The organism is Methanoculleus sp. UBA413 (assembly GCF_002502935.1).
Lineage (GTDB): Archaea > Halobacteriota > Methanomicrobia > Methanomicrobiales > Methanoculleaceae > Methanoculleus > Methanoculleus bourgensis.
In genome coordinates this window covers 465-23,206 of the sequence record NZ_DAQR01000092.1, presented here as the reverse complement: position 1 = coordinate 23,206, position 22,742 = coordinate 465, and the positions used below count along the sequence as shown (strand labels likewise).

Genomic DNA, 22,742 nt, shown 5'->3' with positions numbered 1-22,742 from the left:
TCTCACCCGAGCGGCGAGAAGAGCCGGGAGACCGACTCCTTCATCCTGACCCGGCGGGGCCGCGCCCGGTAGCTCTCCAGCGTGATCTCGGTCGAGACGACGAGGTCTTCCTCGAAGGCCCGTGCAAGTTCAGCCCCGACCGCCGCATCGTAGAAGAAGGCGTTCGCCTCAAAGTTCAGCCGGAAACTCCGCACATCCCAGTTCGCGCTCCCGACCGACCCTGCCTTCCCGTCGACGACGATCGTCTTTGCGTGGAGGAACCCGTCATCGTAGGTGTAGGCCCGCACCCCGGCGTCGAGGAGATCGCCGATGAACGAGAGGCTCGCCCAGTAGACGAACGGGTGGTCGGGCTTGCAGGGGATCATGACCCTGACGTCAACCCCGGAGAGCGCTGCGATCCGCAGGGCGTCGGTGACGCTATCGTCGGGTACGAAGTAAGGTGTCTGGATGTAGACCGACTCCCGGGCGGAGTTGATCAGTTTGATGTAGCCCTCCTTGATCGGGTTCCACCGGGTATCCGGGCCGCCGGAGACGATCTGGACCGGTGTCGTCCCGCGGTCGCCGGGGTCAGGGAAGTATTGGGAGCGGGGCCCCGGCCCCGGGTACTCGCCGGTCACGTAATGCCAGTCGAGGAAGAACCGGAGCTGGAGAAGCTGGACAGCCCGCCCCGTGATCCGGAAAGCGGTATCGCGCCAGGGGCCAAGAGGACCTTTTCCCAGGTAGTCGTCCCCGATGTTGAACCCGCCGATGAACCCCACCGTCCCGTCGATGACCGCGATCTTTCGGTGGTTGCGGTAGTTGACCCGGTAGACCGAGGGAAAGAAGACCCCGATCTCCCCGCCGGCGTCAGTCAGTTCCGAGAACGCCTTCCGTGACCCACCCCCGGCACGGGTTCCCATCGCGTCGAAGAGGAGGCGGACCTCGACGCCCTCCCGTGCCTTCTCCGCGAGGGCGTGGACGACCGCCCGCCCCAGTTCGTCGTTGTTGATGACGAAGTACTCCAGGTGGATGTGGTGGCGTGCCCCCCGGATCGCGGCAAAGAGCGCGTCGAACTTATCCTTACCCCGGGTGTAGAGATCGACCCGGTTCCCCCCGGTCAGGAACGCTCGGTTGTTCTGGAGGAGAAGAAAGATCGTCTCGCGGAACTCCTCAGCCTCGGGGGTGGAGAACCGGTAGTGGGGGTCGGCAAACTCACGGTACTGCTCCAGGAAGACCTCCTGCAGGAACCGGCGGTCCTCCTCCCTCTTGACGACAAACATCTTCTGCCGGGTGTAGTTCTGCCCGAAGAGCAGATAGAGTACAAAGCCGATCGACGGCAGGGAGAAGAGGACCACCAGCCAGGCCAGGGCCGCCGTCGGGTTCCTCCGCTCGAAGAAGACGATGGTGACGGCAAATATGACGTTGAGGACCAGGATGATGGCAAGTATTATCTCAAGGGCCATTCCGTTGCTGCCTCCCTGCCGGAACCGGGCATGACCATTCTATCTCTCCATAGAAGTATATCCGTCTGCCGGGGAGGGGATCTCCGGCCCGTCAGGCGAGCACCCGCACGAACCCGAGTGCGACAAGTATGAGAGAGACCGTGACAGCAACCCAGCCTATGGTGATGAAGAGGAGGGAGAGACCTCTGTCCCACCGCAGGATCCACCCGATCACGGCGCTCGAGTAGAGGCCGACGACCGGCATCGCCGGGAGGATGATGAGGGTTATTGCACCGTATTTCGCAAGATACGGTACCCTCTGCATCTTCTCCTCAGTGCGCCGGAGCATATCCCTGACGCGTACCGACTGGATGGCGAACGCATCGCAAACGAACAGAATAGCAAGCACGGTGCCGACCTCGACCAGCGTCATGATCATGAGGACCGCGGCGGGATGCATTCCCATCCCCACGCCGACAAAGGCGGCGTTTGCCTGGAGAACGATGGTGGACGAGATCAGCCCGAACACCTGTGCCGTCGGGATGCCGAGAGCCAGACCAAGAGCGAGGGGGAGGAGCGTAGCGAAGACGAACAACGCCGCCAGCGCCTTTATGGCCTGGCGAATCCAGATGAATAGCGCTGAGAGGAACATGTCCCGCCTTTGCAAGCAGGGAGAGCGGGGCCGCATATATCTCTTTCTCATGTTCACCAGGGCGCACCTGACTTGCGCTCAAAGGGTGTCTCTCGCACCCGTTCACCGGCTATTCTCCATACGGGCGCCCGCCGCCGGGGGAAGACATACGTTTATATACCGGGACCAGACCTCTTGCCCGTGGTGGCGTTATGGTGAACGCAACATTCGGCGTCGGCACGCCCGGTCTCACGAGACCGGCTCCCCTGCCCCGGTGGCTCGTGCTGCTCCAGGGCATCGTCGCCCTCGTCTTCGGTATCCTGCTCCTGGTGTACCCAGTCGGGACGCTTGCCGTCCTTGTCGTATTCCTTGGAATATACTGGTTGATTAATGGTATCTTCGTCCTGGCAAGCCTCTATTCGGACAGGACAGACCTCTGGTGGAAGATGCTTGTCAGCGTCCTCGGCATCCTCGCCGGCATCCTGGTCCTGGCCTACCCGCTTTACAGCACAATCCTCCTCCCGACACTCCTTGCCATCATCATCGGTGTGGAGGGGTTGATCATCGGTGCCGTCCAGCTGGCACGGGGACTGGGGGGCGCCGGCTGGGGTGCCGCGATTCTCGGTATCGTGAGCATCATCTTCGGGCTCATCCTGGTGGCAAACCCGTTCGTCGCTGCTCTTGCGCTTGTCGTGATCCTCGCGGTCCTCGCGATCATCGGAGGGTGTGCGGCAATCATCGTTGCGCTCCGGATGCATACATAACCAGATACCCACGGTATACCGGCCGGGCAGGAGGGGCGGGGCCGGTATGCCGACGAAGCTGTGATGCGGGTGCCCGCCGCAGGAAGGGGGCCGTAGCCTTTTTCTATTCAGAGGCCGAAGGGGCACCCATGCTTGACCGGATGAGAGAGAGTTCAGGTAGTGTTCTCGGTTTCCGGTTCGACGGGAAGCTGAGCGAGAGCGATTACGCCACCATCCTGATCCCGGAACTCGAACGAGCGATGAATGAACACCAGATGGTCCGGATCCTCTTCAAGATAGAGGGCTTCCGGAGCTGGAGGCCGGGGGAGGGCTGGGAAGCCTTCAGGCAGTGGCCGGGGATGGAGAGCGTCGACCGGATCGCCATTGTCGGCGGAGAGCGGTGGCGGGAGTGGATGAATCGTTTTCCCGCACTCTTTGTCGGGTTTAACGACATTGACGTCCGCTACTTCCCGGAGAGCCGCCAACGGGACGCCTGGGGCTGGCTGCGCGAAGGGTTGGTCCGGGTTCTTCTGACCGCTGAATGAGGTTTTGAGCCACCTTCCGGCCAGCCTGGACCCCGCACCCTTCCTGCCGGCGCCGCCTTGATGCCCGATCCTAACGACCGATTGGTTTTTAACCTGATACCGTCAGGCAGCACCATCCGGCCGGGACCCCACGAGGAAGGCCGACCGGAGAGAGCCTGTGAGGCGATGAATCATGATGCGAAGAAGAGTTGCAGGCGGTCCGGGAGGCCGCGAGGAGGGTGCGCACCGCTACAGGATGCGGGAGAGGCTCGTCTCCATCGGGGACGACTACTGGATCGAGGATTACGCCGGAGAACGGGTGTTTAAGGTGAACGGCAAGGCGCTGCGCCTGCGGAGCACCCTGATCCTCCAGAACAAGGAGGGGCAGGACCTCTACCAGATCCAGGAGAAGATGCTCCGCATCAAAGACACCATGGAGATCGAGCGGGCTGGCGGCGGTGTGGCGGCGACGATCAAAAAAGCCCTGATCGCCCCGCTCCGCGACCGGTGGACGGTCAGGGTGGCAGACGGGCCGGAGATGGATGTCCAGGGGAACATCCTGGACCACGAGTACCGGATCAACGCCGGGCGGGACCGGGTCGCCGAGGTCTCGAAGAAGTGGTTCCGGGTCAGGGACACCTACGGCGTGGAGATTGCCCCGGGACAGGACGACGCACTGATCCTTGCGATAACGGCCGCAATCGACCAGATGGCACACGATTAGGGAGGGCCCGAACCCCCCGGCCCATCCCCTCATGCTTGCCTCGCTCACCCGCGTTCTTGTCATCGGCGCCATACTGGTCACCGGCATGCACCTTGCCGCCACGCTGGTAAACCCGGTCCTCGTAGCCTTTGCCATCTCCGTCATTGCCTCTCCGGCCGTCTACTGGCTGGAACAGCGGGGCCTCCGGCGATGGATAGCGGCGAGCGCCGTCGTCGGGATCATCGCCGGGGTGAGCCTGCTCCTCCTCGCCGTCCTCGGCGTCTCGCTCCTCCAACTCGACAGAGCGCTTCCCGCCTACCAGGAACTCTTAAAGGAGCAACTAACACTCCTGGACGGCACCGGAACGGACCTCGCCGCGCAGCTCCCGGGCTCGTCAGGCAACGCATCTCTCCTCCCCTCTCTTGAGACCATCATCGCGGGGCTTGCGGAACTGGCGATCGATTTTCTGGTGACCATCATCGTCACGGTCGTTATGCTGCTGGAGATCGCCGGGCTCCGGCAGAAACTCCGCACCATACCCGGGGGCAACGGCGCCGGTCTTGAAGGACAGTTTACCGCGTTCTGCCTGAGCCTGAACAGGTACGTCGGCATCAGGACGCGGGGGAGCCTCGTCACCGGCACCGTGGTCGCACTTCTGCTCTGGTTCATGGGTATCGATACGCCGGTGCTCTGGGCAATCCTGATCGTCCTCTTCAGTTACATACCATTCCTCGGCCTGCCCATCGCGTCGATCCCGCCCATCGGCCTCGCCTGGCTCCGTTACGGGCTCACCGGCGCAGTGGCCGTCGCCGCCGGGATCACGATCATCGACTACCTCTCCCGGACCCGGTTCACCCCACACCCGGCGCAACGGGAACTCGAACTCTCCCCGCTCGTCATCATCCTCTCGGTCTTCTTCTGGCTCCTTGTGCTCGGCGTCCCGGGGCTCTTCCTCGCTGTGCCGCTGACGCTCTTTGCGAAGGCGGTGCTCGCCGCCGTTGATGACACCCGCTGGCTCGCGGCACTGATGGAACAGGCCAAAGAGACCGCATGAAACACCTATATACCACGCACCCCAACCCTCGGGTATGCACTGTCCCGTCTGCGGGCACGACTGCGTCACGGACGCCCGCAAACTCCTCCAGACCCTCCCAGGACGCTTCGCCCCCTGCCCCGACTGTATGGGGCTCATCTACGACAAACGTCTCCCACCGCCCGATATCAGCCCGGCAGAACCCTGCCCTTCCTGCGGGAAGCGGTTCATCGATGAAGTCTGTGCCGATATCTACCGGGTGATGGCCGGCGAGGGCGACCTCGCCGGGACCGAACCGCTCGCCGCCGTCGGGACGCCGCTCATCCACCCCGGGTTTGCGATGCGTCTGGCCCCCTACCTCCCGCCAGGATCACTCATCCTCCTCTCAAAGAAGGTCGGGGAGCGGGCCGCCGGCCGCCTGGTCGCCGAGGTCCCGGAGGTCAGGGGGGTCGTCAGGGCGGGAGCCGGGACGCCGGGGATCGCCGACACCGACGCCGAACCAGCGACCCATACCCTGCTTGCGGGGTGTGACGTCCGGGCCGACATCTTCCCCACCCGGGCGGGACCGGTCGTCGTCTACAAGCAGCAGTCGGCCCTGCACGTCGAGTTCCCCCGGGACCACAACGCAAAGATCCTCACTCTCGAGCGCGAGATCGGGCGGCGCCGGCCCCGGACGTTCGTCGACGCCTGCTCGGGCGCCGGCACCCTCGGGCTCGCCGCCGCCCGGGCCGGTATCCACCACGTGGTCTGCAATGACGCATGGTACGCGGCCGCCAGCTGGGCTGCCTGCAACCTCCAGGTGAACCGCGAGTTCCTGGATATCGGGGAGGTGACGGTCCACCGGTCGTATGACGACCTCAGGCACCACCCGGTCGCGCGCGACCCGGTTCTCGTCGCCACCGCCGCCGGCGCACAGGAAATCGAGGTCTACCAGGGTGACCTCCGGCTCTTCGATGCCGTGCTCCTGCCCGGGGTCGACCTCGCCGCCCTCGACCTCTTCGAGAAGAAGGATGCCGAGAAGGTCGGCCTGATCACCGCGGCCTGGCTGGCCCGGGTAGGCGGAGATATTTTTATCCCATAGAACCCACTATATACGGGGACTAGCCCGGGTGGCTCGGCGTCACCTGTCACCCGAAACCGCCGTCACGCGGGGGGCGAAGTCTGAGGAAGGCCATAGCGGCCTGCTGGATCCACTGTATCCCGACGGAGAAACCTCGTCCCATGAGGTCGGCGGAGAGGGATCAACGTCCCGGAGGGGGCGGCGACCTCTTGCCGCGGGTACCGGTTCAGGCCCGGAAGGGAGCAGACTTACCGTGGACGTTCGGCGCCCATGGGGTTGCGGGGTGGAGGAGGGGTCCAGTGGTGAATGCTTGTGCGCACGGTCGACCGAAGACGCGTCCCCAACGGCGATCTCCATGGCAAAGGTAACGATTATCGGGGCTACAGGGAACGTCGGCATGTTCGCGGCCCATACCGTATCCGAGATTCCGTACGTCAGCGAGATGCTGCTCGTCGGGAGGCCCGGACGCGAAGATTTTCTCGGGGGCTGCTGTCATGACCTCTCCGATTCATTTGCTGCGCGGGGCACCCATGTCAGGCTCTCGTACAGCACCCGCCTTGCCGATGCAGAGAACTCTGATGTCATCATCTGCACAGCGGGGGTTCCCCGGAAACCCGGCCAGGACCGGAACGACCTTGCTCTCGAGAACGCAAAGATCGTCGCCGAGACTGCCGAAACCATCGGCAGGTGCTCGCCGGACGCTATTCTCTTCATGGTTACAAACCCGGTCGACGTCATAACCGCCGTCGCCCTGAAGTACTCGGGGTTCCAGCCGAGACAGGTCTTCGGCCTCGGGACGCATCTGGATTCAATGCGTCTAAAATCCTTGATCGCCCGGTATTTCCGGGTCCACGTCAGCGAGGTGCATACCCGTATCATCGGCGAGCACGGCGAGAGCATGGTACCGCTCTGGTCGGCGACGACGATCGGCGGCATCCAGATCCACAACCTGCCCACGTTCTCAGGACTGCCTGTCCAGGAGATGATCGATGCGGTCCGCACAAGCGGCCAGGCGATCATCAAGGATAAGGGCTCTACGGTCTACGGACCCGGGGAAGCGATTGCGACCCTGGTGCGGACGATCCTCGGTGACGAGAACCGGATCCTCACCGTATCAAGTTACATCACAAGCGAAGTCCACGGGATCGGCGATGTCTGTATCGGCGTGCCCGCCCGCCTCAACCGGAACGGTGTCTTCCCGGTACCTATACGGCTCCAGGGTGACGAAGTTACCGGGTTCCAGGAGTCGGTCCAGAAGATCCGCACGATCACCACCGAAGTGATGGAGCGGCTGGAAGAGGCCCGCTAGAGAAAAGTGAGTGATCAATAAGTCCACTTATACGAGTGTGGACTCGATGATCTCGGCGCTTCCGACATCCTGAAGATTCCGGAGCGCTGTCTCAACCTCGTCGGGAGCCCCGGCTTTGTCGGGAACCACGACGACGGCCTTCAGTGCCACGAGGCCGAACCCGATCGGCTCTTCCCTGATATCATTGACCGGGACAGCCGCCCTGATCGCGCTTTTGAGCGCTTCACGGTCGACGTCAGGCGACTCGGGCATAATCTTCACGATGATGGCTACGTCTCCCATCGGTTATGGCCCCCGGAACCCGCAATTCGGACATGTATAGGCTATGCTCTGCTCCCTGCACCGGTAGCATCTCTGGATCTCATGCTCACACTCCGGGCACGGGAACCGGGTGCAACCGGTCTCGGCCAGGGTGGCGTTGCAGGAGGTACATCGGTCTCTCGCTGTCATCGTTTTTCCTCAAAGATTACCTATCATATCTCCTCCGCATCAATTAAAATCTCGGGTCGACAAGAGTCCCGGTGACCGCCTCTTCCCGGAGGGCTCCCCGGACCCGGTCAGCGTGTCTCCCGTTGACCACCCTGGCCCTGATGCCGTGCTCGAAGACGAACGGTATGAAGAGGGGGTCGACCTCCTCGCAGGTGAGGGTGGGATCCTCGACCCTGGAGATGAGTCGCCGGTGACGGTGGATGCCGTCGACCGATTTGAGGAGGAGAAGGTCGATGGAGAGTTCTTTTGCGACCCAGGCGGCGATGGTGTCAGAGGTGACCTCCCAGGAATGGGGGAGGGGATCGGCCTCCCGCAGGGCGCAGTAGGGCAGGAGGACCGTCACCCCGGCGGGGAGGGCGATCTCGGTGGCCGCCGGGACGCCGTGCGAGGAGATATACCACCCGAACTGCTCCATTCCGGCGATCGCCATCCAGTGACCGGCAGTGTCGGAGACGGCGAGGCGCCGGACAAGGTCGGCGAACTTCCCGCCGCCCGGCACGATCAGCACCGGACGCCCGACCTCCCGGAAGATATCGAGCAGGGGGGCGACCCGGTCAAAGAGGCTTCCGCCCACTTTGACGACCAGCGGGGATGCGAGTGAAGTCATATCGCCTCCCTATTAAACCGGAGAAGACATAACCTTGTGTATGCGCCGGATCGCCGCGGCTCTCCTGCTCCTCTGCCTTCTTGCCGGCATGGCCGATGGCATCCTGATCACCGAGTTCTGCCCGGACCCCTATCTGCCCCGCGATCCCGACGAGTACCTGGTGCTCGAGGGGGAGGGGGTGCTTGACGGGTTCGTCGTCTCCGACGGTGAAGGCGGGTTCCGGTTCCCGCCGGGAACCCAGATCAGCGGGCGGCTGGTGGTCGCGAGAGACGGCCCCGCGTTCGAGCGGACCCACGGCTACCCGCCCGACTTCGAGATCGAAGAGCACACACCGACCGTGCCGAACGTGATCCCGAACGGGAACCTCCTGATGGCCAATCAGGCCGACGAACTCTACCTCTACCGGGGGACCACGCTTCTCCAGGAGGTCGCCTGGCCGGCCGACGTCCACCCCCGGGAAGGCCAGATCCACTACCTGGAGGACGGCGTCTGGGACCCGCGCCCGCTCTTCATCGGCCAGTCCCGCTTCCCGCCCGCGACCTTCGAGGACGTAGCGGTGACCGCGTTTGCCGCTCCCGACTGTGCGTATGAGGTATTCGGGGCGACCGTCGCGTCGGCAGAGCGCGAGATCCTGGTGAATGTCTACGAGTTCACCGATCCGGCCATGGCAGAGGGCCTCATCCGCGCCCGCGAGCGGGGCGTCGCCGTGACCGTCCTCCTCGAAGGGGGACCGGTGGGCGGGATCCCGCCGGAGGAGCGGGCGGTCGCGGGCGCCCTCAACCGGAGCGGCATCCCGGTCCTCATGATGACGACAACCGACGTGGGCCACGCGAAGTACCGTTACGACCATGCCAAGTACCTGGTCGTCGACGGGAACACGGTTCTCGTCGGGAGCGAGAACTACAAGCCCGGCGGCTACCCGGCACCGGGGCTGCAGGGCAACCGCGGATGGGGGGCGTGCCTAAAAGATCCGGGGCTTGCCGCCTATTTCCGGGAGGTCTTCCTCTTCGACGCCAGCGGCGGGGATATCGTCCCACTTGAGGGGACGGGGGGCGAGATCCACACGCCCTGGACACCGTCCTACACCGTGGAGTTTGCGCCCTGCCACACAGGGGGGGCACGGGTCACACCGGTACTCTCTCCCGATACAAGCCACCTCATCACCCGGATGATCGAGGGGGCTGAGGAGAGCATCGCTATCGAGCAGGCCTACATCAAGAACCAGACGAAGTACGAATTAAATCCCTTCCTTGCTGCCGCGATCAACGCCTCCCGCCGGGGTGTCACGGTGCAGGTGCTCCTCGACTCATTCTGGTTCAACATCGAGGGCGACGCCGACAATGATGAGATGGTCGATCTCATCAACCGGATCGCCGCAGCCGAAGGGCTGCCGCTCGCAGCAAGGCTCGCGGACCTGGAGGGGAACAACCTCGCAAAGATCCATAACAAGGGTGTCATCGTCGACGGCCGGGCGGTTCTTGTCAGCAGCATCAACTGGAACGCCAACTCGCCGGGGTTCAACCGGGAAGCAGGCGTGATCATCGAGCACCCCGATATCGCCGCCTACTACACCAGGGTCTTCCTGGACGATTGGGAGGCCTCGTGTGCAGGTGGGGCCGGGGACGTCTACGGGGTGGACCGGCTCAAAATAGTGGCTGCGGCGTGCATACTGGCCGGACTTGCGGCGCTCTACCTCTACCGACGTGGACGCACATGAGCAGGAGTCTCACCGGTTTCCGGCACGATCGGCGGAGCGGCAGACATCACAGATGGTGATCGTTCCTTCACCGGAGGCGACGGCGGAGACCCACCGCTCAATGACCAGATTGAGCTCCCCGGGGAAATCCTGCCGGGTAAATCCACGTTTCCGGCTCATATACTGGGAGACTGCGGCCCTGCTGATCCCGAGGCGCTTTGAGACCTCGCTCTGGCTGATGCCGCGCTCGCTCACCAGACGGTAGACCATCTCGGCACGCATCCGGGGAAGCAGCCTCCGGGCGAGCGTTTCACAGCGCATGATATCACAGGACGGCGGCTCGGTCATGGTGTTGACACCATCTGGGAATCTTTGTACTCGTAGAGGATTTGCCGCGCATCCCTGAAGTTGAACTTCTCCACGATCATATCATTGTCTTTGAGCCTCTTTAAGGCATACCGGACGGTCCGGGGCGCCAGGTTGCTGAGGCGGACAAGCTCCTTGTGAGTCAGGGCGCCCCCATCCTCAAGCAGCCCGAGGATCTTGCGGGAGGATGGGGGGAGATTCACTTCATCCATGATGATTAGTTAACACTGTTAACATATCAAATTGACGGAAGTTATATTCCCAAAAACCCATTGGGTACCTATGCTGGAACGGCAGGAAAAAACAGCACTTTTCGTGCTCGTATGCGTGGTTGCGATAATCCTCGCGGCGCATCTCCTCTTCGACGCCTTCGCGATGCCACTGGTGGCGGCCCGGTACTCCGGGGATCTCCCTGACGGGACGCTGGTCATCCTCGAGGGGAGCATCGAGGAGATCAGAAAGACCGCGAGCGGCGGGCACATCATCCTCACCGTCAACGGCACCACCGTCTTTCTGCCGGAGAACGTGGTCGCTACGCTCGAACTCCACGAGAACGCGAGCGTGACGCTCTACGGCACGGTCGAGACCTACCGCGGAAAGCGGGAGGTTGTGGTGAACTCGCCCAGGGATATCCAGGTGCGCGGGTGACTTACCTCTTCTTCGTGTAGAAGATATCGCTCTCGACATCCTCAAAGACCGGCCGTCCCCGCCGGGGAGACTTCTTCTCCACAGTCTTTGGCTGCTCTTTTTGGGCCGGCGGATCCTCGCTTTGTTTCCTCTTCCGGCGCCCCTCAATACCCGCCCCGGAGTGCAGGTCTCCGTCGTTGATCCTCACTCTCGGCATACTGGAGAATCATCGGCCCGCTATATGATACCTCCGGAACGACAGCCGGTCACAACAGGCTTTTTTGGATATAACAAACCCATCTCCCCCTCCCACCGGGAAGGAGATGGTGCAGAAAGGGGAGGGGCACGAGGCCGGCCCGCCCTCCTCGGGATGTACGACCGGCTGATCCCCTCCATGGCCATCCTCGGGGTCTTCATCCCGTCGCCCGGTGGGGTGATCATGGCCGACTTCTTCATCCGGGAACAGGGGCGCTCCCCGGTGATCGGGGAGGCAGTCGTCCCCCCCGGTACAACCGGCAGGGGCTCGCAGCCTGCGCCGCCCTCATGGTCCCGGGCATCCGGTGAACGGGATCCCAGTTGCGTTCCCCGTCCTGCTCAGGCTTACATGAACCGCTCGAACCGGTCCTTAGGCACACGGCAGATCGGGCAGACCTCAGGCGGTTCGTCCCGCGCGCAGAGGTAGCCGCAGACACGGCAGCGCCAGACCGGGTAGGTCAGGGCTCCAGGAATCCGGGCGGCCGCCGCCCGCTCCTCGTCATGCCGCCGCCGCTCCTCCGGAGGCGGCCTCCGTTCCGGCACGGGTTCCGCGGCACGCCTGCCGGCACTGACGTCTGCGGTGACGTAGAGGGCGCAGTAGCAGGCGCCATAGTCGGTAAGGTCAGGGTCCCGGTAGTCGCAGGGGCAGATGATATCAAGGTCGTCTGCCCGGTTCCCGGACGCGAGCCGGCAGGGGCAGGAGATGTAGCCGTAGCGCTCCCGGTTCACAAGCAAGCCCCGGACAAGGCGCCGGGTGAACTCCCGGTCCGGGTTCGTGTGGTAGCCGCCGGCCTCAGCCTCGCGATCGAGTTCACGCATGAGGCGGTCGACGTCCTCACCGCTCACCCCGTCAGGCATTGAGGGCCTCCCTGATCTCGCTCTCCTGGTAGCCCACGACTACCTTCGCATCGTTGATGACCACCGTCGGGAACGAGAGCCTGGGGTTCCACCGTTCGACCTCCCGTACGACCCGGTCCCGCTCCTCGCCCTGAAGGAGGTCGACGTAGAGGTAGGAGAATTCGACGCCGAGGTTCGTGAGGAGGTCTTTTGTCCGGGCGCACCAGCCGCAGGTGCTCAGGGCGTAGAGCATGATCCTGCCGCGGTTCTCGCCGGGCACGTGCACAAGTTCCATGTCACCAGAGATTCTGGGACTCCACTTAATCCTTGCGGCCGGGGATCGGATACGTTTTTCAACCGGGGACAGGTAGAAAGGGTGCGATATGGAGGTGAACCATTGAACACCGTAAGAATTGTAGGGCTCGCGGTCGTGCTTCTGCTCGCAGCAGGGTCCTGCGGCACCGCCGCCGCACAGCAGATGGATATCGATGAGGTCGGCAACGTCACGGCCGGGGAGATGGTCATCATATCGGGAACGACGAACATCGCGCCCGGCAACCACCTGACCGTCACGGTGACGCCAGTTGGCTTTGCGCCGACGAATAAGTCTGAACCAGGCGGGGCGGGAGGCACCTCGGGGACGGTCGTTGTCCAGGATGGGAACGCCACCGCGAATACCTGGGCGTTTGAGGCGAATACCACTGGGTTTGAGCCGGGCGAGTACACCGTGGCCGTGGAGTGGGTCGAGGGCGATGCCACCGCGAGCACCACCTTCACGGTCAGCGAAGCGGCACCCGCCACCACGGCAACGACGGCACCACCGGTCACCACAACACCGGTGACGACAACGGTGCCAGCAACATCGCCCACCCCGACCGCGGCGGGACCCGCCCTGCCGGTGGCGGCGGCCATGGCAGCCTGCGCTCTCGCGGGGTACCTGATGAGGCGACGGTAGTGGACCATTTCACCTTAACTTGAGGGTGCGTTGGCGTGATCGCCGGTCTCTCGCGCTCTCGCGCGGAGGGGACTATACCGTCCAGCAACCGAACTTCGCGTCCTTCGCGCGGAAAGCCGCGCGGGAGAATTTATAGGGTAGAGCGAGAGGCTCTACGCATGAAAGCGATCTATTCCCCGGGCAGTGGACCGTGGTGGAAATCGCCCCGAGGGTGGGGGCAGGGGAGGGGGCGAGCCCCCTCCCCCCACAAGCCGGGCCCGGGGCACGATGGAACAGAGCAGGGGGGGCCTCCCGGTCGCCAAACCAGGGATCTCTCCGTGGAAAATTAAGGTGAAATGCTCCAATAGGGGCCCAGAACACTTTTTCCACGGTGATTGTCCCAAGATGCCTCTGCCTGGAGGGGGCTTGCGGAGGGAGTAGACCCCCGTACCCAATACAGTGATCCTCATCGGTTCAGCCTGAAAAGCGCATCATGGGGTTCAAAAGAGAGCAGCCCCCGGTTACGCGGCGGCTAACGCGGAGTTTACCGACCCACCAAAGCGGGCCGTTATATCATTAATCAGCGGCAGGAGAGGTGTTTTGTATAGAAACTCCCTCTCTTCCTCATGCTTCTTAATCTGTTCAACGCAGATGTCGGCTGAATCAGCTCGATGTGATACCTCTGCTTAAGAGTATCTCTCACCTCTCTGCGCAGTTTGTCATCCTTAGTTACAAAATACCCTGCCTTGATGAGAATTGCAGTTGTCAGCAGTATCGCATCCTGGGTTTCAATCCCCTTATTGCTGAATATCAACCACGCGAATATCTCAGAGAAGTTATCTCCACTTTCTTCCGGCTCATCCGACAGCGGTACAATCGCCCCGTTTTCAAACAATACGTCGAACGTACCCTGGATCTTCGCATAGATGACTTCCATGCACTCTTCAGGGATGTCTGGGAAATTCCTCCCATCACGCCAGCGGGAGATGGGCAGGCCGTTTTTGAAAAGAATTATTGTTCGCAGTTCGTCCCTTATTGCAGAAAAAAGTTCGTTCAGGGCAAGATAAGAGACGTAAAAGTCGCACGTCGGGCCTACGTTCCGTTTTGAGATAATCTCATCTATGAATGATATCGACGACGAATATCTGGCCAGATAGACCTCCCGGAACTCTTCAGATAACCCGTATCGATCGCAAAAAAGAGTCAAAACGCCGCTGTTGTGCATTACCCAGGGGGCAAGGACATTCGTATCGATGCACCAGACATCTTGGGCGATCGTAATTCCTCCCTAGGCCTTCTTTTCAGTCTTCCTTTTAGAGGTCCATAATCCTTTTATCTGCCCTGCCTCCCCGTTAACAGATGATCTTTGCCGTAATTCATAGTATTTGCCTGTGACGGGGTTATAGATCCTCTTTCTGGCCATCGCTCTCGCATGAGTCTCTCTCATACACCCTATTATTCGTTTCGTCACCTCAATCCCCTGGTACAGGTTAACCCCTTTTGCAGCCCAAAACCGTACAGGCTTCCCAGGGTCCTGGAGACCGGGCAACCAGTCCTCCCCCGCGTTCAGGACGCCCGGAACCTCACCGCCGGTCCACGATCCGTTTCGGCCGGCCGGGTGCCCGGTGGAGCTCGAGCCCTCCCGGGGGAGTGATGTTGCAGAGGATGCGCAGGGTTCCGTCCTCGTACGCCGTCGAAAGACCCGGGGCCGACCTGAAGAGAGCGGCAAGGAACGTCTCCTCAACGGCCGCCGGGTCGACGCGGGCAGGGTCGACGCATTCCATGCTCACCCGGAGGATGGTCTCCCCTGTCTCGTCGCCGCCGTAGATGAACGCCTCGTACTCCCCGTTCAGGGAGACCATGTTCGCGGGCTGAAAGACCGCCGCTTCCAGGTCCACCCGGGTGAGCGGGACCTCCCCGATCCGGAACGTCTCAGCCTCACGCCGGGGATAATCGATCCGCATATGCGTCCGCCCGCACCGGCACCGTTCCCGGGAGACGACCGAACAGGTATCCTCGGTATCGTAGTTGATGAGAAGCGTCCCCGCCTTTCCGCCGGGAGGGAGGAGGGTCGTATAGACCAGCCGCCCGGTCTCGCCATCCCTGACGAACCGCTCCATCCCGGGATCATAGAGGTCGAAGTGGACCAGGTCCTCGGGGACGTGGAGCCCGGCCTGGTGGACGCACTCGCCGCACATCGTCCCCTCGGTGCTCCCGTAGGTGTTGTAGACCGGGCATCCCCAGACCTCCTCCAGGTAGCGCCTGGACTCCGGAGCAAAACTCTCGCCCCCGACAACCAGTCGCACAACGCCGGCATCCCGTGGCGCTAACCCTTCCGCCTCCATCCGACGGGCGAGCCGGAGGAGCTTAAAGACGCTCCCGATCACCGCCGTCGGGCGGTAATGCGCCATCACCCTGACCGGGAAGGTGCATTTCCCCTCCGGGATGATCGTCACCCCGAGATCCCGGGCGGCAAGCGTCATGGTGTTCGCACCGACGTTCATACCGTAGGAGGTGCAGACCACCACCCGGTCGCCGGGCCCGAACCCCTGCGAGACGAAGAGCCGGGCGTACTTCTCGGCATACCGCTCCCAGTCCTCCCAGGTGAGGAAAAAACTCTTCGGGATCCCGCTCGTCCCCGAGGTCTCGTTGATCGTGAAGACCGCTTCCCAGGGGACACTCTTGAAGCAGAACGCCCCTGCCTGCGGGGGCTGGTAGCGCCGGATCGTGGCGCCCGAGATGATCGGGAGGTCGCGGAGGTCCTCGTGCTCCCGGATCGCCTCCGGGAGGACGTTGTGCCGCTCAAACCACCGGCGGTAGAAGGGGGAGTGTTCGTCTGCGTACCTGACTGTATAGCGGACCCGCTCGTCGATGAGCGCGTCGAGATCCGGGCGGGCAAGCGTCTCCACTGCCTGGTTGTGGTACCGGTTCATCGCCATCCAGCCGGAATCCACCCGTGAGATAAAATAGGTGCCGGTGGTGGCTCAGAGCGCCCAGGCGGGGAGCTCGAAGGTGATCCCAAGCGCCCAGAGGACAACCGTGAAGAGAAAGATCGTCCAGAGCGCAACGCCGATGAGGTCGAGCACCCAGCCTGACCGGATGAGGTCCTCAGAAGTGACGTAGCCGCTCCCGTAGGCGACGGCGTTTGGCGGGGTCGCGACCGGGAGCATGAAGGCCATCGACGAGCAGACCGCGACGGTCATCATCAGGATGATCGGATTTAAGCCTATACTGACGGCCGTGACCGCCATAATCGGCATCAGGACGGCTGCCATCGCGGTGTTCGAGGCGATCTCCGTCGCAAACGAGACCACCAGCGCCACCACGAGGATGAGGAGGATGATCGGGAGCCCGTGGATGATAGTCAGGGACTGGACGATGCTCGCGGCAAGCCCGCTCTGGATGAAGCCGTTTGAGAGTGCGATGCCCCCGCCGAAGAGGATCAGGATACCCCAGGGGATCTTCACCGCCCACTCCCAGTCCATGGTGAAGATGCCCTCCTTCCGGTCGACAGGGAGGATAAAGAGGAGGAACGCCCCGAAGATCGCGATGGTGGAGTCGTGGATGCCGGGAAAGATCATATCAAGGCCGGGTATGGTGACACTGCCGATCACCTTGGTCTTTGCGAAGATCCAGGCAAGGGCTGTCATGACAAAGACGGCAAGCGTCCAGCGTTCGCCCACGGAGATTGGCCCCAGCTTCTCCAGTTCGTCATGGATGATCCCCCGGGCGTGAGGAAGACTCTGCAGCATCCGGCGGTAGGGGACATGGGTCAGCCAGACCCAGGCGAGGAGGAGGAATACGGCCGCGAACGGGACACCGAACTTCATCCAGGTGAAGAAGTCGATGGGGGGGGCGCCGGGAAAGAGGGTCTCGAGCTGGGCGAGGAATATACCGTTTGGGGGTGTGCCGATGATCGTGGCGATGCCCCCGATGCTCGCGGCGTAGGGGATGGATATTATCAGGCATTTTGCAAGCGCCTGCTCCTCTCCGTTGAGGTTCTCAAGCTCCTTATTCGTCCGGGGGATGATCGTCAGGATGATCGCGACAGCGATCGGGATCATCATCATGGCCGTAGCGGTGTTTGAGATCCACATCGAGAGGAACGCTGTGGCGACCATGAACCCGAGCACCAGCCGCCTGGGGCTCGTCCCCGTAACACGGATGATATGCAGGGCTATGCGCCGGTGCAGCCCCCATCGCTGCATCGCCATGGCGATGATGAACCCGCCGAGGAAGAGGAAGATGACCTGGTCCCCATAGGATGCCGCCACCTCAGCCGGGGAGAGGACACCAAGGACCGGGAAGAGGATCAGCGGGAGCAGAGCGGTCGCCTCCAGGGGAATCGCGCCCGTAACCCAGAGCAGGATCATGAGGATAGTCACTGCCGCAACCGATTTTGCTTCGGGGGCGAGGAGGGCGGGATCGATAGGGATCGCCAGGATCGCGAAGAAGACGAGGAATGCCGCTAGGATGGAGGCGACCTTTTTCATCCTAAAACCTGGGAGAGAGGATTATTTAAGGATGCGGAATTGGAATTTCACCAGATTTGACGGGATATAATGGAAATCCGATTGTTTTGGGCCAATCGGTTTTCTTCAACGAGGTCTCCTGCACCCGGCCGGGGAGAAGGATGGAGCGGCACCACGCGCAGGTGGCAGGCCCGGAGGCGCGGCACCAACATATATAGCCGAATCGGCACATGGGATATCATGACATCAGACAGGATCCTCAGGCGAGGTCTCCCCATCCTCCTCGCCGTCTGTATTCTCGCCCTCTGCGTGGGGCAGGCAACGGCCCGCGGCCCGGCCATCAACGATATCCAGCCCTACGACACGATCTTCATCTACGAGGAGGGGCTGAACCTCACGCAACTCCGCAACGCAACCACAGATAACCCGATCACGGCGCTCCGGAAGTACCAGGATGACAACCCCGACAAATCGCTCATAAAGAGTATCGCGGTCACCGACGACACCAACTTTGAGGTCCAGGACCTGCTCGTGGACGGGGATTACGGGACCTATTACACCTTCAGCCCCGAAGACGGCGTAACTGGGCAGGTGATGATCAGGGAGCCGAAGATTTACCTCGATGTGGTGCTCGCAAGCCCCTACCACAACGAGCGCCTGGACGGGCTCTCCGTCTCTGAGAACACAAGAATCGCGTTTAAGATAGCGTGCCCCGACGTCGGTGCCTTCTACACCGCCAGCGGCGTCTACCCGGCGACGGTCGATATCGTGGTCACCCACCCGGGTGGCGCAGAGACCACCGCCATCGGCGGGATGAACCTCGCCGGGCTCAACGTGAGTTCGACACAGTTCTACACCGACGACCCCGGCAGGCCCGGCCCGATAGCGCTCTCCGACCTCCGCGAGGTGGGGACCTACACGGTCAGGGCAGAGTGGAGTGAGCCGGCAGCGTTCGACGCCTACGCTCCCGACTCCGAACCGGTGACGTTCACGGTCGGAAAACGCGTGGGGATCGAGACCGGGACGCCGACACCTACCCCGACCGCGACCCCGACACCCACGCCAACGGTAACCACACCGCCGACGACCGCGGCACCCACAACCCCGGCCACCACTGTACCGGCAACAGAGACAGCCACACCGACCACGGTGCCGCCGGCGACCACGCCGACCGCAACACCGCTCCCGGTCTGGGCAGCCATAGCGGCGCTCGGTCTCGTTGTCATCCTCATCGGTAGGCGCCGGTGAAGAGAACTTAGCAGAACCGGCAGCCGCAGCCCCCGGCCGCACCCCTGATCCGGTGGAGGGCGGCGGTAGCCCACTTCGCGACACCAGGGTCGCCGTCATCGAGCGCCCGGGTGAGCGCTGGGATCGCCCGGGGATCCCTGAGCATCCCGAGTGTGTAGGCCGCCCACATCCGGAGGCGGGGGTCGGCATCACCGAGCGCTTCTGTAAGTGCCGGGAGGGCGGCCGGGCCGAACGCGGCGAGGGCCTCCGCCGCCACCATCCGGTCGGCGCTCTCTCCGTCGCGGAGTACCCTGATATGGTCGGCAATAGCGGTATTGTTCTTCATACTTGCACCTCGTTCTCCCGTTCGTTGTCCATGAGATCCATTCCCGGCACGATTGGTGCCTATACTGCTCTTGGCGCCCGGGAGGGAAAAGCGATCGGTTGTATACCGGGACTCCGGTCTTCCAGAAAAAGAGTGTTAGTGGGTCTGCCTGTAGTAGTCCCACGCATCGACCACGGTGCCGTTTGCAAAGATACAGACACCGTACTCGCTGCCGTCGGGGTTCTTCCGGATTTCGTAGGTGTGCCCCTGCTCCGTGCACCAGACCGCGGCCGGGTTGGCGATACCGACACTGCCGCCGCACCGGGAACAGGCCCACGGAATATCAAGGATCTCCACCGGGACTCCCCACTGCTGGATGGTGACGGCGTCGCGCGCGACCTCTCCGGCGAAGGTGATCCGCATCCCGTCGACGCGGTAACGGTCTTCAAGCCCGAGCGGGAGGTAGCGGCCTCCGTCGTCTGCGATGATGCCGTAGAACCCACCCTCAAGGTCGATATAAGTGACCGTCCCATTTGCCGCGACGAACGTCGCGTTCCCTGCCGTATCGATGGCGATGACCTCGACCGGCGTCCCCCACATCTGATAGGTCATGACGTCCTCCATCACTCGTGCAACGAACGTCACGTTCTTGCCGTCAACCAGCCAGGTCTCGTTCAGGCCGAGCGGGAGGTAAGCCTCCCCGTCATCGGCGATGATGCCATAGAATCCACCTTCAAGGTCGATGTAGGTGACCGTCCCGTTCCCGGCGACGAGCCGGACCCCGCCGATGGGCTCGATAGTCCGAATCTTCACCGGTGTTCCCCACATCTGGAACCCTGCAACGTCTTCTTCAAGATCGGCACTGAACTGCACCCGGAGACCGTCGATCTGGTACTCCGCCGGGAGGTCGGCGGGGAGGTAGTTCATGCCGTCTTCCGCGACGATGCCATAGAATCCGCCCTCAAGGTCGATGTAGGTGACTGTGCCGTTCGCCGCAACCGTGCGGCGGGTATCGCCCTTCTCCACGCTCACGATATCGACCGGCGTCCCCCACTGCTGGATGGTCGCGGTGTCACGCGCGACGTCAGCAGTAAACTGCACCCGGAGACCGTCGATCCGGTACTCTGCCGGGAGGTCGGCGGGGAGGTACCGCTCCCCATCGTCGGCGACGATGCCATAGAACCCGCCTTCAAGATCGATGTAGGTGACCGTACCGTTCCCGGATATACGGTCAGCGGGCGTCTCATCCCCACCGGCAGCCATGCACCCGCACGCGATGACCGCCCCGATGAGGGCAAGGACAATGACCAGATAGTTTGGATATCCTGCCATACGTATCAACACGAGATATTCCTCCGCGGCAGGTAAGTAGATTGCTTTAACTGCGAAATAATTCGGACCTATGCGTTTATGAGGCCGATCCGCCGGCCGATGCGCTGGCGGGAAGAGTGTGCGGCCGGCCGTCTCCTCGTGCTCTGGGGCAGCTCATAATCGCTCACGCGGAAGTTCGCGAAGGGGGTGTGGAATATGAGATGCAGTGATCCACTCGTGGCAGCCGTGATGGCTGCCGGCGGGCAGTCAGCTCCGCGCCTTCCGCTCCGCCCAGTAGGCCTCTGCCTCCTCTTCCATCTCCTCGAGCCGGTCGTAGTAATCAGGGAACTCATTGAGGTGTGCAAGCGCAATCTTCGCCGTCAGGAGAAGGTCGTCGTCGGTGACGTTCGTCACCGGGTCATGGAGGCCGTGCTCGAGTTCCACGACCATGCCGCGCCTGAACTGTTCGACATCGAACTCCTCCCAGGTGATACCGAGCTGCTCGCCCATCGCTTTTGCTTCTCCAGGGGTTACGTGTGTCCGTACCATACAGAACTCCTCAAGGAAGTGAGATAGACGAGGATAGATATGAGCCTGACGGAGGCCCGGGATGCGTAGGTGATCCAAACCCCCATCTCCCAGACATACACTTCATGAACACCTGGACGATCGGGGTGCTTATGGTTCTCGCGCTCCTTGCGCTCGCAGCGTTTGCAGTTTTCACCGCAGTGGTATAGGACGGGATGGTGCGGAATAACTATTATCCAGCAGGTATGATACTGGACTGATACGCATGCACCCTTCGTTCCGCACCGCGCTCAACACATTCCTTGCGAGGGTCGCCCATCTGTGGGGCGACCGCATTGAAGAGGTGATCCTCTTCGGCTCGACGGCACGCGGCGAGGCGACGGTGGCATCGGACGTTGACCTGCTGGTGATCACCAGCGAGGAGGACTACCACCTGAGGCGGAACCTGATCGGACTCGCCTACGATATCCTGCTGGAAACGGGCGTAAACCTCTCGGTCAAGGTGCTCTCCCGCGATGATGTAGAAAGGGGACGAAACTCGCCGTTTTTAAAGGCAGTAATGGCTGAAGGTGCCCAGGTTGGATGAGAAGGAGGCAGTTTACGAGTTGCTCAGGAAGGCAGAGCAGAGACTCGTAGCTGCCAGGTATCTGCTGGAAAAAGGTTTTTGCGAGGATTCCGCGAATCGTGCGTATTACTCCATGTTTTTCGCGGCAACAGCACTGCTTCTCACCCGTGGTATCACCGTCAGGACACATCGTGGTCTAATCGCCACGTTCGGCTCGGAATTTGTCCAGACCGGTTTCATCGATCCAGAGTTCGGCAAGGTGCTTCGCATCGCAGAAGAACTCCGGGAAGAGGTCGACTACTCGATCTCACGGGTGCTCCTGATCGAAGAAGTACAGGCCGTTGTCGACGATGCGGAACGGTTTCTTGAGGAGATCAGAGAAAAAATACGACTGCTCACCTTCCCCTCATCGGAGTGACCGGAGTTTTCAATCCGGCGTTTGTGGCCCGGATTCATCTCCGTCGTGCCGAAACCCCCGATCCCCCCGCAACCCTTATCCCTCCTCACCCCCTCCACCCCCGGCCATGCAGCGCCAGATCGTTGAGTCCACCAGCATCAAATCTCTCGGCTATGACCCGGAAGAAGAGGTTCTGGAGGTTGAGTTCCTGAGTGGCGGGGTCTACCAGTATATCGGGGTGCCGCGCGACGTCTACGAAGGACTGCTTGCGGCCCGGTCGAAGGGCCGGTATTTCGGGGAGTTCGTCAGGTTACGCTACCACTACGAAAAGATCCGGTGACCGGCCGCAACCGCTATCATCACCGCCGACCAAAGGCCCGCCCATGTCTCAACAGAGAGCGAGATCCACCGGCATCAGGTCCATCGGCTATGACCCCACAACGAAAGCGCTGCTCGTCATCTGCGAGAGCGGAGACGCCTACCGCTACGCCGGCATCAAAAAAGAGGTCTACGAGAACCTCATCGCGGCCCCGTCCCGGGAACGGTTCGTCCGCGACTCCATCCAGGGCAGGTATCCGCGGGAGAAGTATCCCTGCATGGCGGTGGGGGAGGACGTCTAGTGGACCGTTTCACCTTATGTTGCGGGTCCTGATGCGTGGGAGCGATCGCCACCTCGCGCGAA

General features: G+C 62.3%; 31 protein-coding genes and 1 other RNA gene. 15 read left to right on the top strand and 17 right to left on the bottom strand.

What is annotated here, in order from left to right; all coding sequences use genetic code 11:
* Window positions 1-2 precede the first annotated feature (2 nt).
* Window positions 3-1,442 carry a cardiolipin synthase gene (cls, locus tag BP858_RS07450; RefSeq protein ID WP_214166389.1) on the bottom strand — a complete coding sequence of 480 codons (1,440 nt, stop codon included), beginning with the start codon at window positions 1,440-1,442 and terminating at the stop codon, window positions 3-5.
* Between the two features lie 91 nt (window positions 1,443-1,533).
* Window positions 1,534-2,088, bottom strand: coding sequence for a small multi-drug export protein (locus BP858_RS07445; protein WP_214166388.1), 555 nt, complete (start codon window positions 2,086-2,088; stop codon window positions 1,534-1,536).
* A gap of 176 nt (window positions 2,089-2,264) precedes the next feature.
* Between BP858_RS07445 and BP858_RS07440 the strand changes: the two genes are divergently transcribed.
* The 7 genes from BP858_RS07440 to BP858_RS07410 all read left to right on the top strand — a co-directional run bounded on the left by BP858_RS07440 (window position 2,265) and on the right by BP858_RS07410 (window position 7,424).
* Entirely contained in the window at window positions 2,265-2,816 is a 552-nt protein-coding gene (locus BP858_RS07440) for an HdeD family acid-resistance protein (protein WP_074176018.1), read from the top strand.
* 128 nt (window positions 2,817-2,944) lie between these two features.
* The gene (locus tag BP858_RS07435) at window positions 2,945-3,340 is read left to right on the top strand and encodes an STAS/SEC14 domain-containing protein (RefSeq protein ID WP_062266195.1); all 396 of its coding nucleotides are present in this window, start codon (window positions 2,945-2,947) and stop codon (window positions 3,338-3,340) included.
* A 172-nt stretch (window positions 3,341-3,512) separates the two neighbouring features.
* A complete protein-coding gene (locus BP858_RS07430; protein WP_214166387.1) occupies window positions 3,513-4,043 on the top strand; it encodes an LURP-one-related/scramblase family protein in 531 nt (176 codons plus the stop codon).
* A gap of 31 nt (window positions 4,044-4,074) precedes the next feature.
* On the top strand, window positions 4,075-5,076 hold the full coding sequence (locus tag BP858_RS07425) for an AI-2E family transporter (protein WP_014868457.1): 1,002 nt from the start codon (window positions 4,075-4,077) through the stop codon (window positions 5,074-5,076).
* A gap of 34 nt (window positions 5,077-5,110) precedes the next feature.
* On the top strand, window positions 5,111-6,136 hold the full coding sequence (locus tag BP858_RS07420; RefSeq protein ID WP_014868458.1) for a hypothetical protein: 1,026 nt from the start codon (window positions 5,111-5,113) through the stop codon (window positions 6,134-6,136).
* 12 nt (window positions 6,137-6,148) lie between these two features.
* An RNA gene (gene ffs, locus BP858_RS07415) (signal recognition particle sRNA) lies at window positions 6,149-6,459 on the top strand.
* Window positions 6,460-6,470: 11 nt separating this feature from the next.
* Complete coding sequence (locus BP858_RS07410; protein ID WP_074176020.1) at window positions 6,471-7,424, top strand: malate dehydrogenase; 954 nt, start codon at window positions 6,471-6,473, stop codon at window positions 7,422-7,424.
* A 27-nt stretch (window positions 7,425-7,451) separates the two neighbouring features.
* Here BP858_RS07410 and BP858_RS07405 read toward each other — a convergent pair whose 3' ends face one another.
* The 3 genes from BP858_RS07405 to BP858_RS07395 are packed head-to-tail and all read right to left on the bottom strand — an operon-like array spanning window position 7,452 to window position 8,520.
* Window positions 7,452-7,706: an elongation factor 1-beta gene (locus BP858_RS07405; protein ID WP_074176021.1), complete on the bottom strand. Its 255-nt coding sequence runs from the start codon at window positions 7,704-7,706 to the stop codon at window positions 7,452-7,454.
* A gap of 3 nt (window positions 7,707-7,709) precedes the next feature.
* Window positions 7,710-7,874, bottom strand: a complete 165-nt coding sequence (locus BP858_RS07400; RefSeq protein WP_082070476.1) for a zinc finger domain-containing protein — start codon at window positions 7,872-7,874, stop codon at window positions 7,710-7,712.
* A gap of 43 nt (window positions 7,875-7,917) precedes the next feature.
* A complete protein-coding gene (locus BP858_RS07395; protein WP_214166386.1) occupies window positions 7,918-8,520 on the bottom strand; it encodes a uridylate kinase in 603 nt (200 codons plus the stop codon).
* Window positions 8,521-8,560: 40 nt separating this feature from the next.
* Between BP858_RS07395 and BP858_RS07390 the strand changes: the two genes are divergently transcribed.
* Entirely contained in the window at window positions 8,561-10,237 is a 1,677-nt protein-coding gene (locus BP858_RS07390) for a phospholipase D-like domain-containing protein (RefSeq protein ID WP_286879200.1), read from the top strand.
* Between the two features lie 9 nt (window positions 10,238-10,246).
* Here the strand turns inward: BP858_RS07390 and BP858_RS07385 are convergent, their stop codons facing one another.
* Both BP858_RS07385 and BP858_RS07380 read right to left on the bottom strand, forming a co-directional pair.
* On the bottom strand, window positions 10,247-10,564 hold the full coding sequence (locus tag BP858_RS07385) for a transcriptional regulator (RefSeq protein ID WP_014868463.1): 318 nt from the start codon (window positions 10,562-10,564) through the stop codon (window positions 10,247-10,249).
* The gene (locus tag BP858_RS07380) at window positions 10,561-10,794 is read right to left on the bottom strand and encodes a winged helix-turn-helix domain-containing protein (RefSeq protein ID WP_014868464.1); all 234 of its coding nucleotides are present in this window, start codon (window positions 10,792-10,794) and stop codon (window positions 10,561-10,563) included. The genes BP858_RS07385 and BP858_RS07380 overlap by 4 nt, the downstream gene beginning before the upstream one ends.
* Before the next feature lie 70 nt (window positions 10,795-10,864).
* Between BP858_RS07380 and BP858_RS07375 the strand changes: the two genes are divergently transcribed.
* On the top strand, window positions 10,865-11,230 hold the full coding sequence (locus BP858_RS07375) for a hypothetical protein (RefSeq protein ID WP_014868465.1): 366 nt from the start codon (window positions 10,865-10,867) through the stop codon (window positions 11,228-11,230).
* Window position 11,231: 1 nt separating this feature from the next.
* Here BP858_RS07375 and BP858_RS07370 read toward each other — a convergent pair whose 3' ends face one another.
* From BP858_RS07370 to BP858_RS07360, 3 genes are all read right to left on the bottom strand, one after another.
* On the bottom strand, window positions 11,232-11,426 hold the full coding sequence (locus BP858_RS07370; RefSeq protein ID WP_281767045.1) for a hypothetical protein: 195 nt from the start codon (window positions 11,424-11,426) through the stop codon (window positions 11,232-11,234).
* Window positions 11,427-11,809: 383 nt separating this feature from the next.
* The gene (locus tag BP858_RS07365; protein ID WP_074176026.1) at window positions 11,810-12,322 is read right to left on the bottom strand and encodes a ferredoxin-thioredoxin reductase catalytic domain-containing protein; all 513 of its coding nucleotides are present in this window, start codon (window positions 12,320-12,322) and stop codon (window positions 11,810-11,812) included.
* Entirely contained in the window at window positions 12,315-12,596 is a 282-nt protein-coding gene (locus tag BP858_RS07360; protein WP_048104940.1) for a glutaredoxin family protein, read from the bottom strand. Before BP858_RS07360 ends, BP858_RS07365 begins: the two co-directional genes overlap by 8 nt.
* 102 nt (window positions 12,597-12,698) lie before the next feature.
* Between BP858_RS07360 and BP858_RS07355 the strand changes: the two genes are divergently transcribed.
* Window positions 12,699-13,256, top strand: a complete 558-nt coding sequence (locus BP858_RS07355; RefSeq protein ID WP_048104942.1) for a hypothetical protein — start codon at window positions 12,699-12,701, stop codon at window positions 13,254-13,256.
* Window positions 13,257-13,815: 559 nt separating this feature from the next.
* On the opposite strand, the gene BP858_RS07350 is transcribed toward BP858_RS07355, so the two are convergent.
* The 4 genes from BP858_RS07350 to BP858_RS07335 all read right to left on the bottom strand — a co-directional run bounded on the left by BP858_RS07350 (window position 13,816) and on the right by BP858_RS07335 (window position 17,728).
* A complete protein-coding gene (locus tag BP858_RS07350) occupies window positions 13,816-14,460 on the bottom strand; it encodes a hypothetical protein (RefSeq protein WP_014868470.1) in 645 nt (214 codons plus the stop codon).
* Window positions 14,461-14,523: 63 nt separating this feature from the next.
* On the bottom strand, window positions 14,524-14,682 hold the full coding sequence (locus tag BP858_RS07345) for a hypothetical protein (RefSeq protein WP_286879199.1): 159 nt from the start codon (window positions 14,680-14,682) through the stop codon (window positions 14,524-14,526).
* Window positions 14,683-14,818: 136 nt separating this feature from the next.
* Window positions 14,819-16,174 (bottom strand): coenzyme F390 synthetase, encoded by a 1,356-nt coding sequence (gene ftsA, locus BP858_RS07340; RefSeq protein ID WP_214166383.1) that lies wholly within the window; start codon window positions 16,172-16,174, stop codon window positions 14,819-14,821.
* A gap of 45 nt (window positions 16,175-16,219) precedes the next feature.
* The gene (locus BP858_RS07335) at window positions 16,220-17,728 is read right to left on the bottom strand and encodes an SLC13 family permease (protein ID WP_062266219.1); all 1,509 of its coding nucleotides are present in this window, start codon (window positions 17,726-17,728) and stop codon (window positions 16,220-16,222) included.
* Window positions 17,729-17,947: 219 nt separating this feature from the next.
* On the opposite strand from BP858_RS07335, the gene BP858_RS07330 reads away from it, so the two are divergent.
* Window positions 17,948-18,955, top strand: coding sequence for a DUF3821 domain-containing protein (locus tag BP858_RS07330; protein ID WP_074176030.1), 1,008 nt, complete (start codon window positions 17,948-17,950; stop codon window positions 18,953-18,955).
* A gap of 7 nt (window positions 18,956-18,962) precedes the next feature.
* Here the strand turns inward: BP858_RS07330 and BP858_RS07325 are convergent, their stop codons facing one another.
* The 3 genes from BP858_RS07325 to BP858_RS07315 all read right to left on the bottom strand — a co-directional run bounded on the left by BP858_RS07325 (window position 18,963) and on the right by BP858_RS07315 (window position 21,119).
* Window positions 18,963-19,280, bottom strand: coding sequence for a HEAT repeat domain-containing protein (locus BP858_RS07325; protein ID WP_074176031.1), 318 nt, complete (start codon window positions 19,278-19,280; stop codon window positions 18,963-18,965).
* A 135-nt stretch (window positions 19,281-19,415) separates the two neighbouring features.
* Window positions 19,416-20,591: a DUF333 domain-containing protein gene (locus tag BP858_RS07320; protein WP_074176032.1), complete on the bottom strand. Its 1,176-nt coding sequence runs from the start codon at window positions 20,589-20,591 to the stop codon at window positions 19,416-19,418.
* Between the two features lie 246 nt (window positions 20,592-20,837).
* Window positions 20,838-21,119: a DUF5661 family protein gene (locus tag BP858_RS07315; protein WP_014868476.1), complete on the bottom strand. Its 282-nt coding sequence runs from the start codon at window positions 21,117-21,119 to the stop codon at window positions 20,838-20,840.
* A 244-nt stretch (window positions 21,120-21,363) separates the two neighbouring features.
* Here BP858_RS07315 and BP858_RS07310 point away from each other — a divergent pair, with 244 nt between their 5' ends.
* The 4 genes from BP858_RS07310 to BP858_RS07295 all read left to right on the top strand — a co-directional run bounded on the left by BP858_RS07310 (window position 21,364) and on the right by BP858_RS07295 (window position 22,680).
* Window positions 21,364-21,684 carry a nucleotidyltransferase domain-containing protein gene (locus tag BP858_RS07310; RefSeq protein ID WP_074176033.1) on the top strand — a complete coding sequence of 107 codons (321 nt, stop codon included), beginning with the start codon at window positions 21,364-21,366 and terminating at the stop codon, window positions 21,682-21,684.
* Window positions 21,677-22,081, top strand: a complete 405-nt coding sequence (locus BP858_RS07305) for a HEPN domain-containing protein (RefSeq protein WP_074176034.1) — start codon at window positions 21,677-21,679, stop codon at window positions 22,079-22,081. The genes BP858_RS07310 and BP858_RS07305 overlap by 8 nt, the downstream gene beginning before the upstream one ends.
* A gap of 106 nt (window positions 22,082-22,187) precedes the next feature.
* Complete coding sequence (locus tag BP858_RS07300) at window positions 22,188-22,400, top strand: KTSC domain-containing protein (RefSeq protein WP_074176035.1); 213 nt, start codon at window positions 22,188-22,190, stop codon at window positions 22,398-22,400.
* A gap of 43 nt (window positions 22,401-22,443) precedes the next feature.
* Entirely contained in the window at window positions 22,444-22,680 is a 237-nt protein-coding gene (locus tag BP858_RS07295; protein ID WP_074176036.1) for a KTSC domain-containing protein, read from the top strand.
* Window positions 22,681-22,742 lie beyond the last annotated feature (62 nt).

Bases quoted from the DNA above. Each gene is read 5' to 3' on its own strand.
- cls (WP_214166389.1), bottom strand. From the start codon at position 1,442: ATGGCCCTTGAGATAATACTTGCCATCATCCTGGTCCTCAACGTCATA.
- BP858_RS07440 (WP_074176018.1), top strand. From the start codon at position 2,265: ATGGTGAACGCAACATTCGGCGTCGGCACGCCCGGTCTCACGAGACCG.
- BP858_RS07435 (WP_062266195.1), top strand. From the start codon at position 2,945: ATGCTTGACCGGATGAGAGAGAGTTCAGGTAGTGTTCTCGGTTTCCGG.
- BP858_RS07430 (WP_214166387.1), top strand. From the start codon at position 3,513: ATGATGCGAAGAAGAGTTGCAGGCGGTCCGGGAGGCCGCGAGGAGGGT.
- BP858_RS07425 (WP_014868457.1), top strand. From the start codon at position 4,075: ATGCTTGCCTCGCTCACCCGCGTTCTTGTCATCGGCGCCATACTGGTC.
- BP858_RS07420 (WP_014868458.1), top strand. From the start codon at position 5,111: ATGCACTGTCCCGTCTGCGGGCACGACTGCGTCACGGACGCCCGCAAA.
- BP858_RS07410 (WP_074176020.1), top strand. From the start codon at position 6,471: ATGGCAAAGGTAACGATTATCGGGGCTACAGGGAACGTCGGCATGTTC.
- BP858_RS07405 (WP_074176021.1), bottom strand. From the start codon at position 7,706: ATGGGAGACGTAGCCATCATCGTGAAGATTATGCCCGAGTCGCCTGAC.
- BP858_RS07400 (WP_082070476.1), bottom strand. From the start codon at position 7,874: ATGACAGCGAGAGACCGATGTACCTCCTGCAACGCCACCCTGGCCGAG.
- BP858_RS07395 (WP_214166386.1), bottom strand. From the start codon at position 8,520: ATGACTTCACTCGCATCCCCGCTGGTCGTCAAAGTGGGCGGAAGCCTC.
- BP858_RS07390 (WP_286879200.1), top strand. From the start codon at position 8,561: ATGCGCCGGATCGCCGCGGCTCTCCTGCTCCTCTGCCTTCTTGCCGGC.
- BP858_RS07385 (WP_014868463.1), bottom strand. From the start codon at position 10,564: ATGACCGAGCCGCCGTCCTGTGATATCATGCGCTGTGAAACGCTCGCC.
- BP858_RS07380 (WP_014868464.1), bottom strand. From the start codon at position 10,794: ATGGATGAAGTGAATCTCCCCCCATCCTCCCGCAAGATCCTCGGGCTG.
- BP858_RS07375 (WP_014868465.1), top strand. From the start codon at position 10,865: ATGCTGGAACGGCAGGAAAAAACAGCACTTTTCGTGCTCGTATGCGTG.
- BP858_RS07370 (WP_281767045.1), bottom strand. From the start codon at position 11,426: ATGCCGAGAGTGAGGATCAACGACGGAGACCTGCACTCCGGGGCGGGT.
- BP858_RS07365 (WP_074176026.1), bottom strand. From the start codon at position 12,322: ATGCCTGACGGGGTGAGCGGTGAGGACGTCGACCGCCTCATGCGTGAA.
- BP858_RS07360 (WP_048104940.1), bottom strand. From the start codon at position 12,596: ATGGAACTTGTGCACGTGCCCGGCGAGAACCGCGGCAGGATCATGCTC.
- BP858_RS07350 (WP_014868470.1), bottom strand. From the start codon at position 14,460: ATGCACAACAGCGGCGTTTTGACTCTTTTTTGCGATCGATACGGGTTA.
- BP858_RS07345 (WP_286879199.1), bottom strand. From the start codon at position 14,682: ATGAGAGAGACTCATGCGAGAGCGATGGCCAGAAAGAGGATCTATAAC.
- ftsA (WP_214166383.1), bottom strand. From the start codon at position 16,174: ATGGCGATGAACCGGTACCACAACCAGGCAGTGGAGACGCTTGCCCGC.
- BP858_RS07335 (WP_062266219.1), bottom strand. From the start codon at position 17,728: ATGAAAAAGGTCGCCTCCATCCTAGCGGCATTCCTCGTCTTCTTCGCG.
- BP858_RS07330 (WP_074176030.1), top strand. From the start codon at position 17,948: ATGACATCAGACAGGATCCTCAGGCGAGGTCTCCCCATCCTCCTCGCC.
- BP858_RS07325 (WP_074176031.1), bottom strand. From the start codon at position 19,280: ATGAAGAACAATACCGCTATTGCCGACCATATCAGGGTACTCCGCGAC.
- BP858_RS07320 (WP_074176032.1), bottom strand. From the start codon at position 20,591: ATGGCAGGATATCCAAACTATCTGGTCATTGTCCTTGCCCTCATCGGG.
- BP858_RS07315 (WP_014868476.1), bottom strand. From the start codon at position 21,119: ATGGTACGGACACACGTAACCCCTGGAGAAGCAAAAGCGATGGGCGAG.
- BP858_RS07310 (WP_074176033.1), top strand. From the start codon at position 21,364: ATGCACCCTTCGTTCCGCACCGCGCTCAACACATTCCTTGCGAGGGTC.
- BP858_RS07300 (WP_074176035.1), top strand. From the start codon at position 22,188: ATGCAGCGCCAGATCGTTGAGTCCACCAGCATCAAATCTCTCGGCTAT.
- BP858_RS07295 (WP_074176036.1), top strand. From the start codon at position 22,444: ATGTCTCAACAGAGAGCGAGATCCACCGGCATCAGGTCCATCGGCTAT.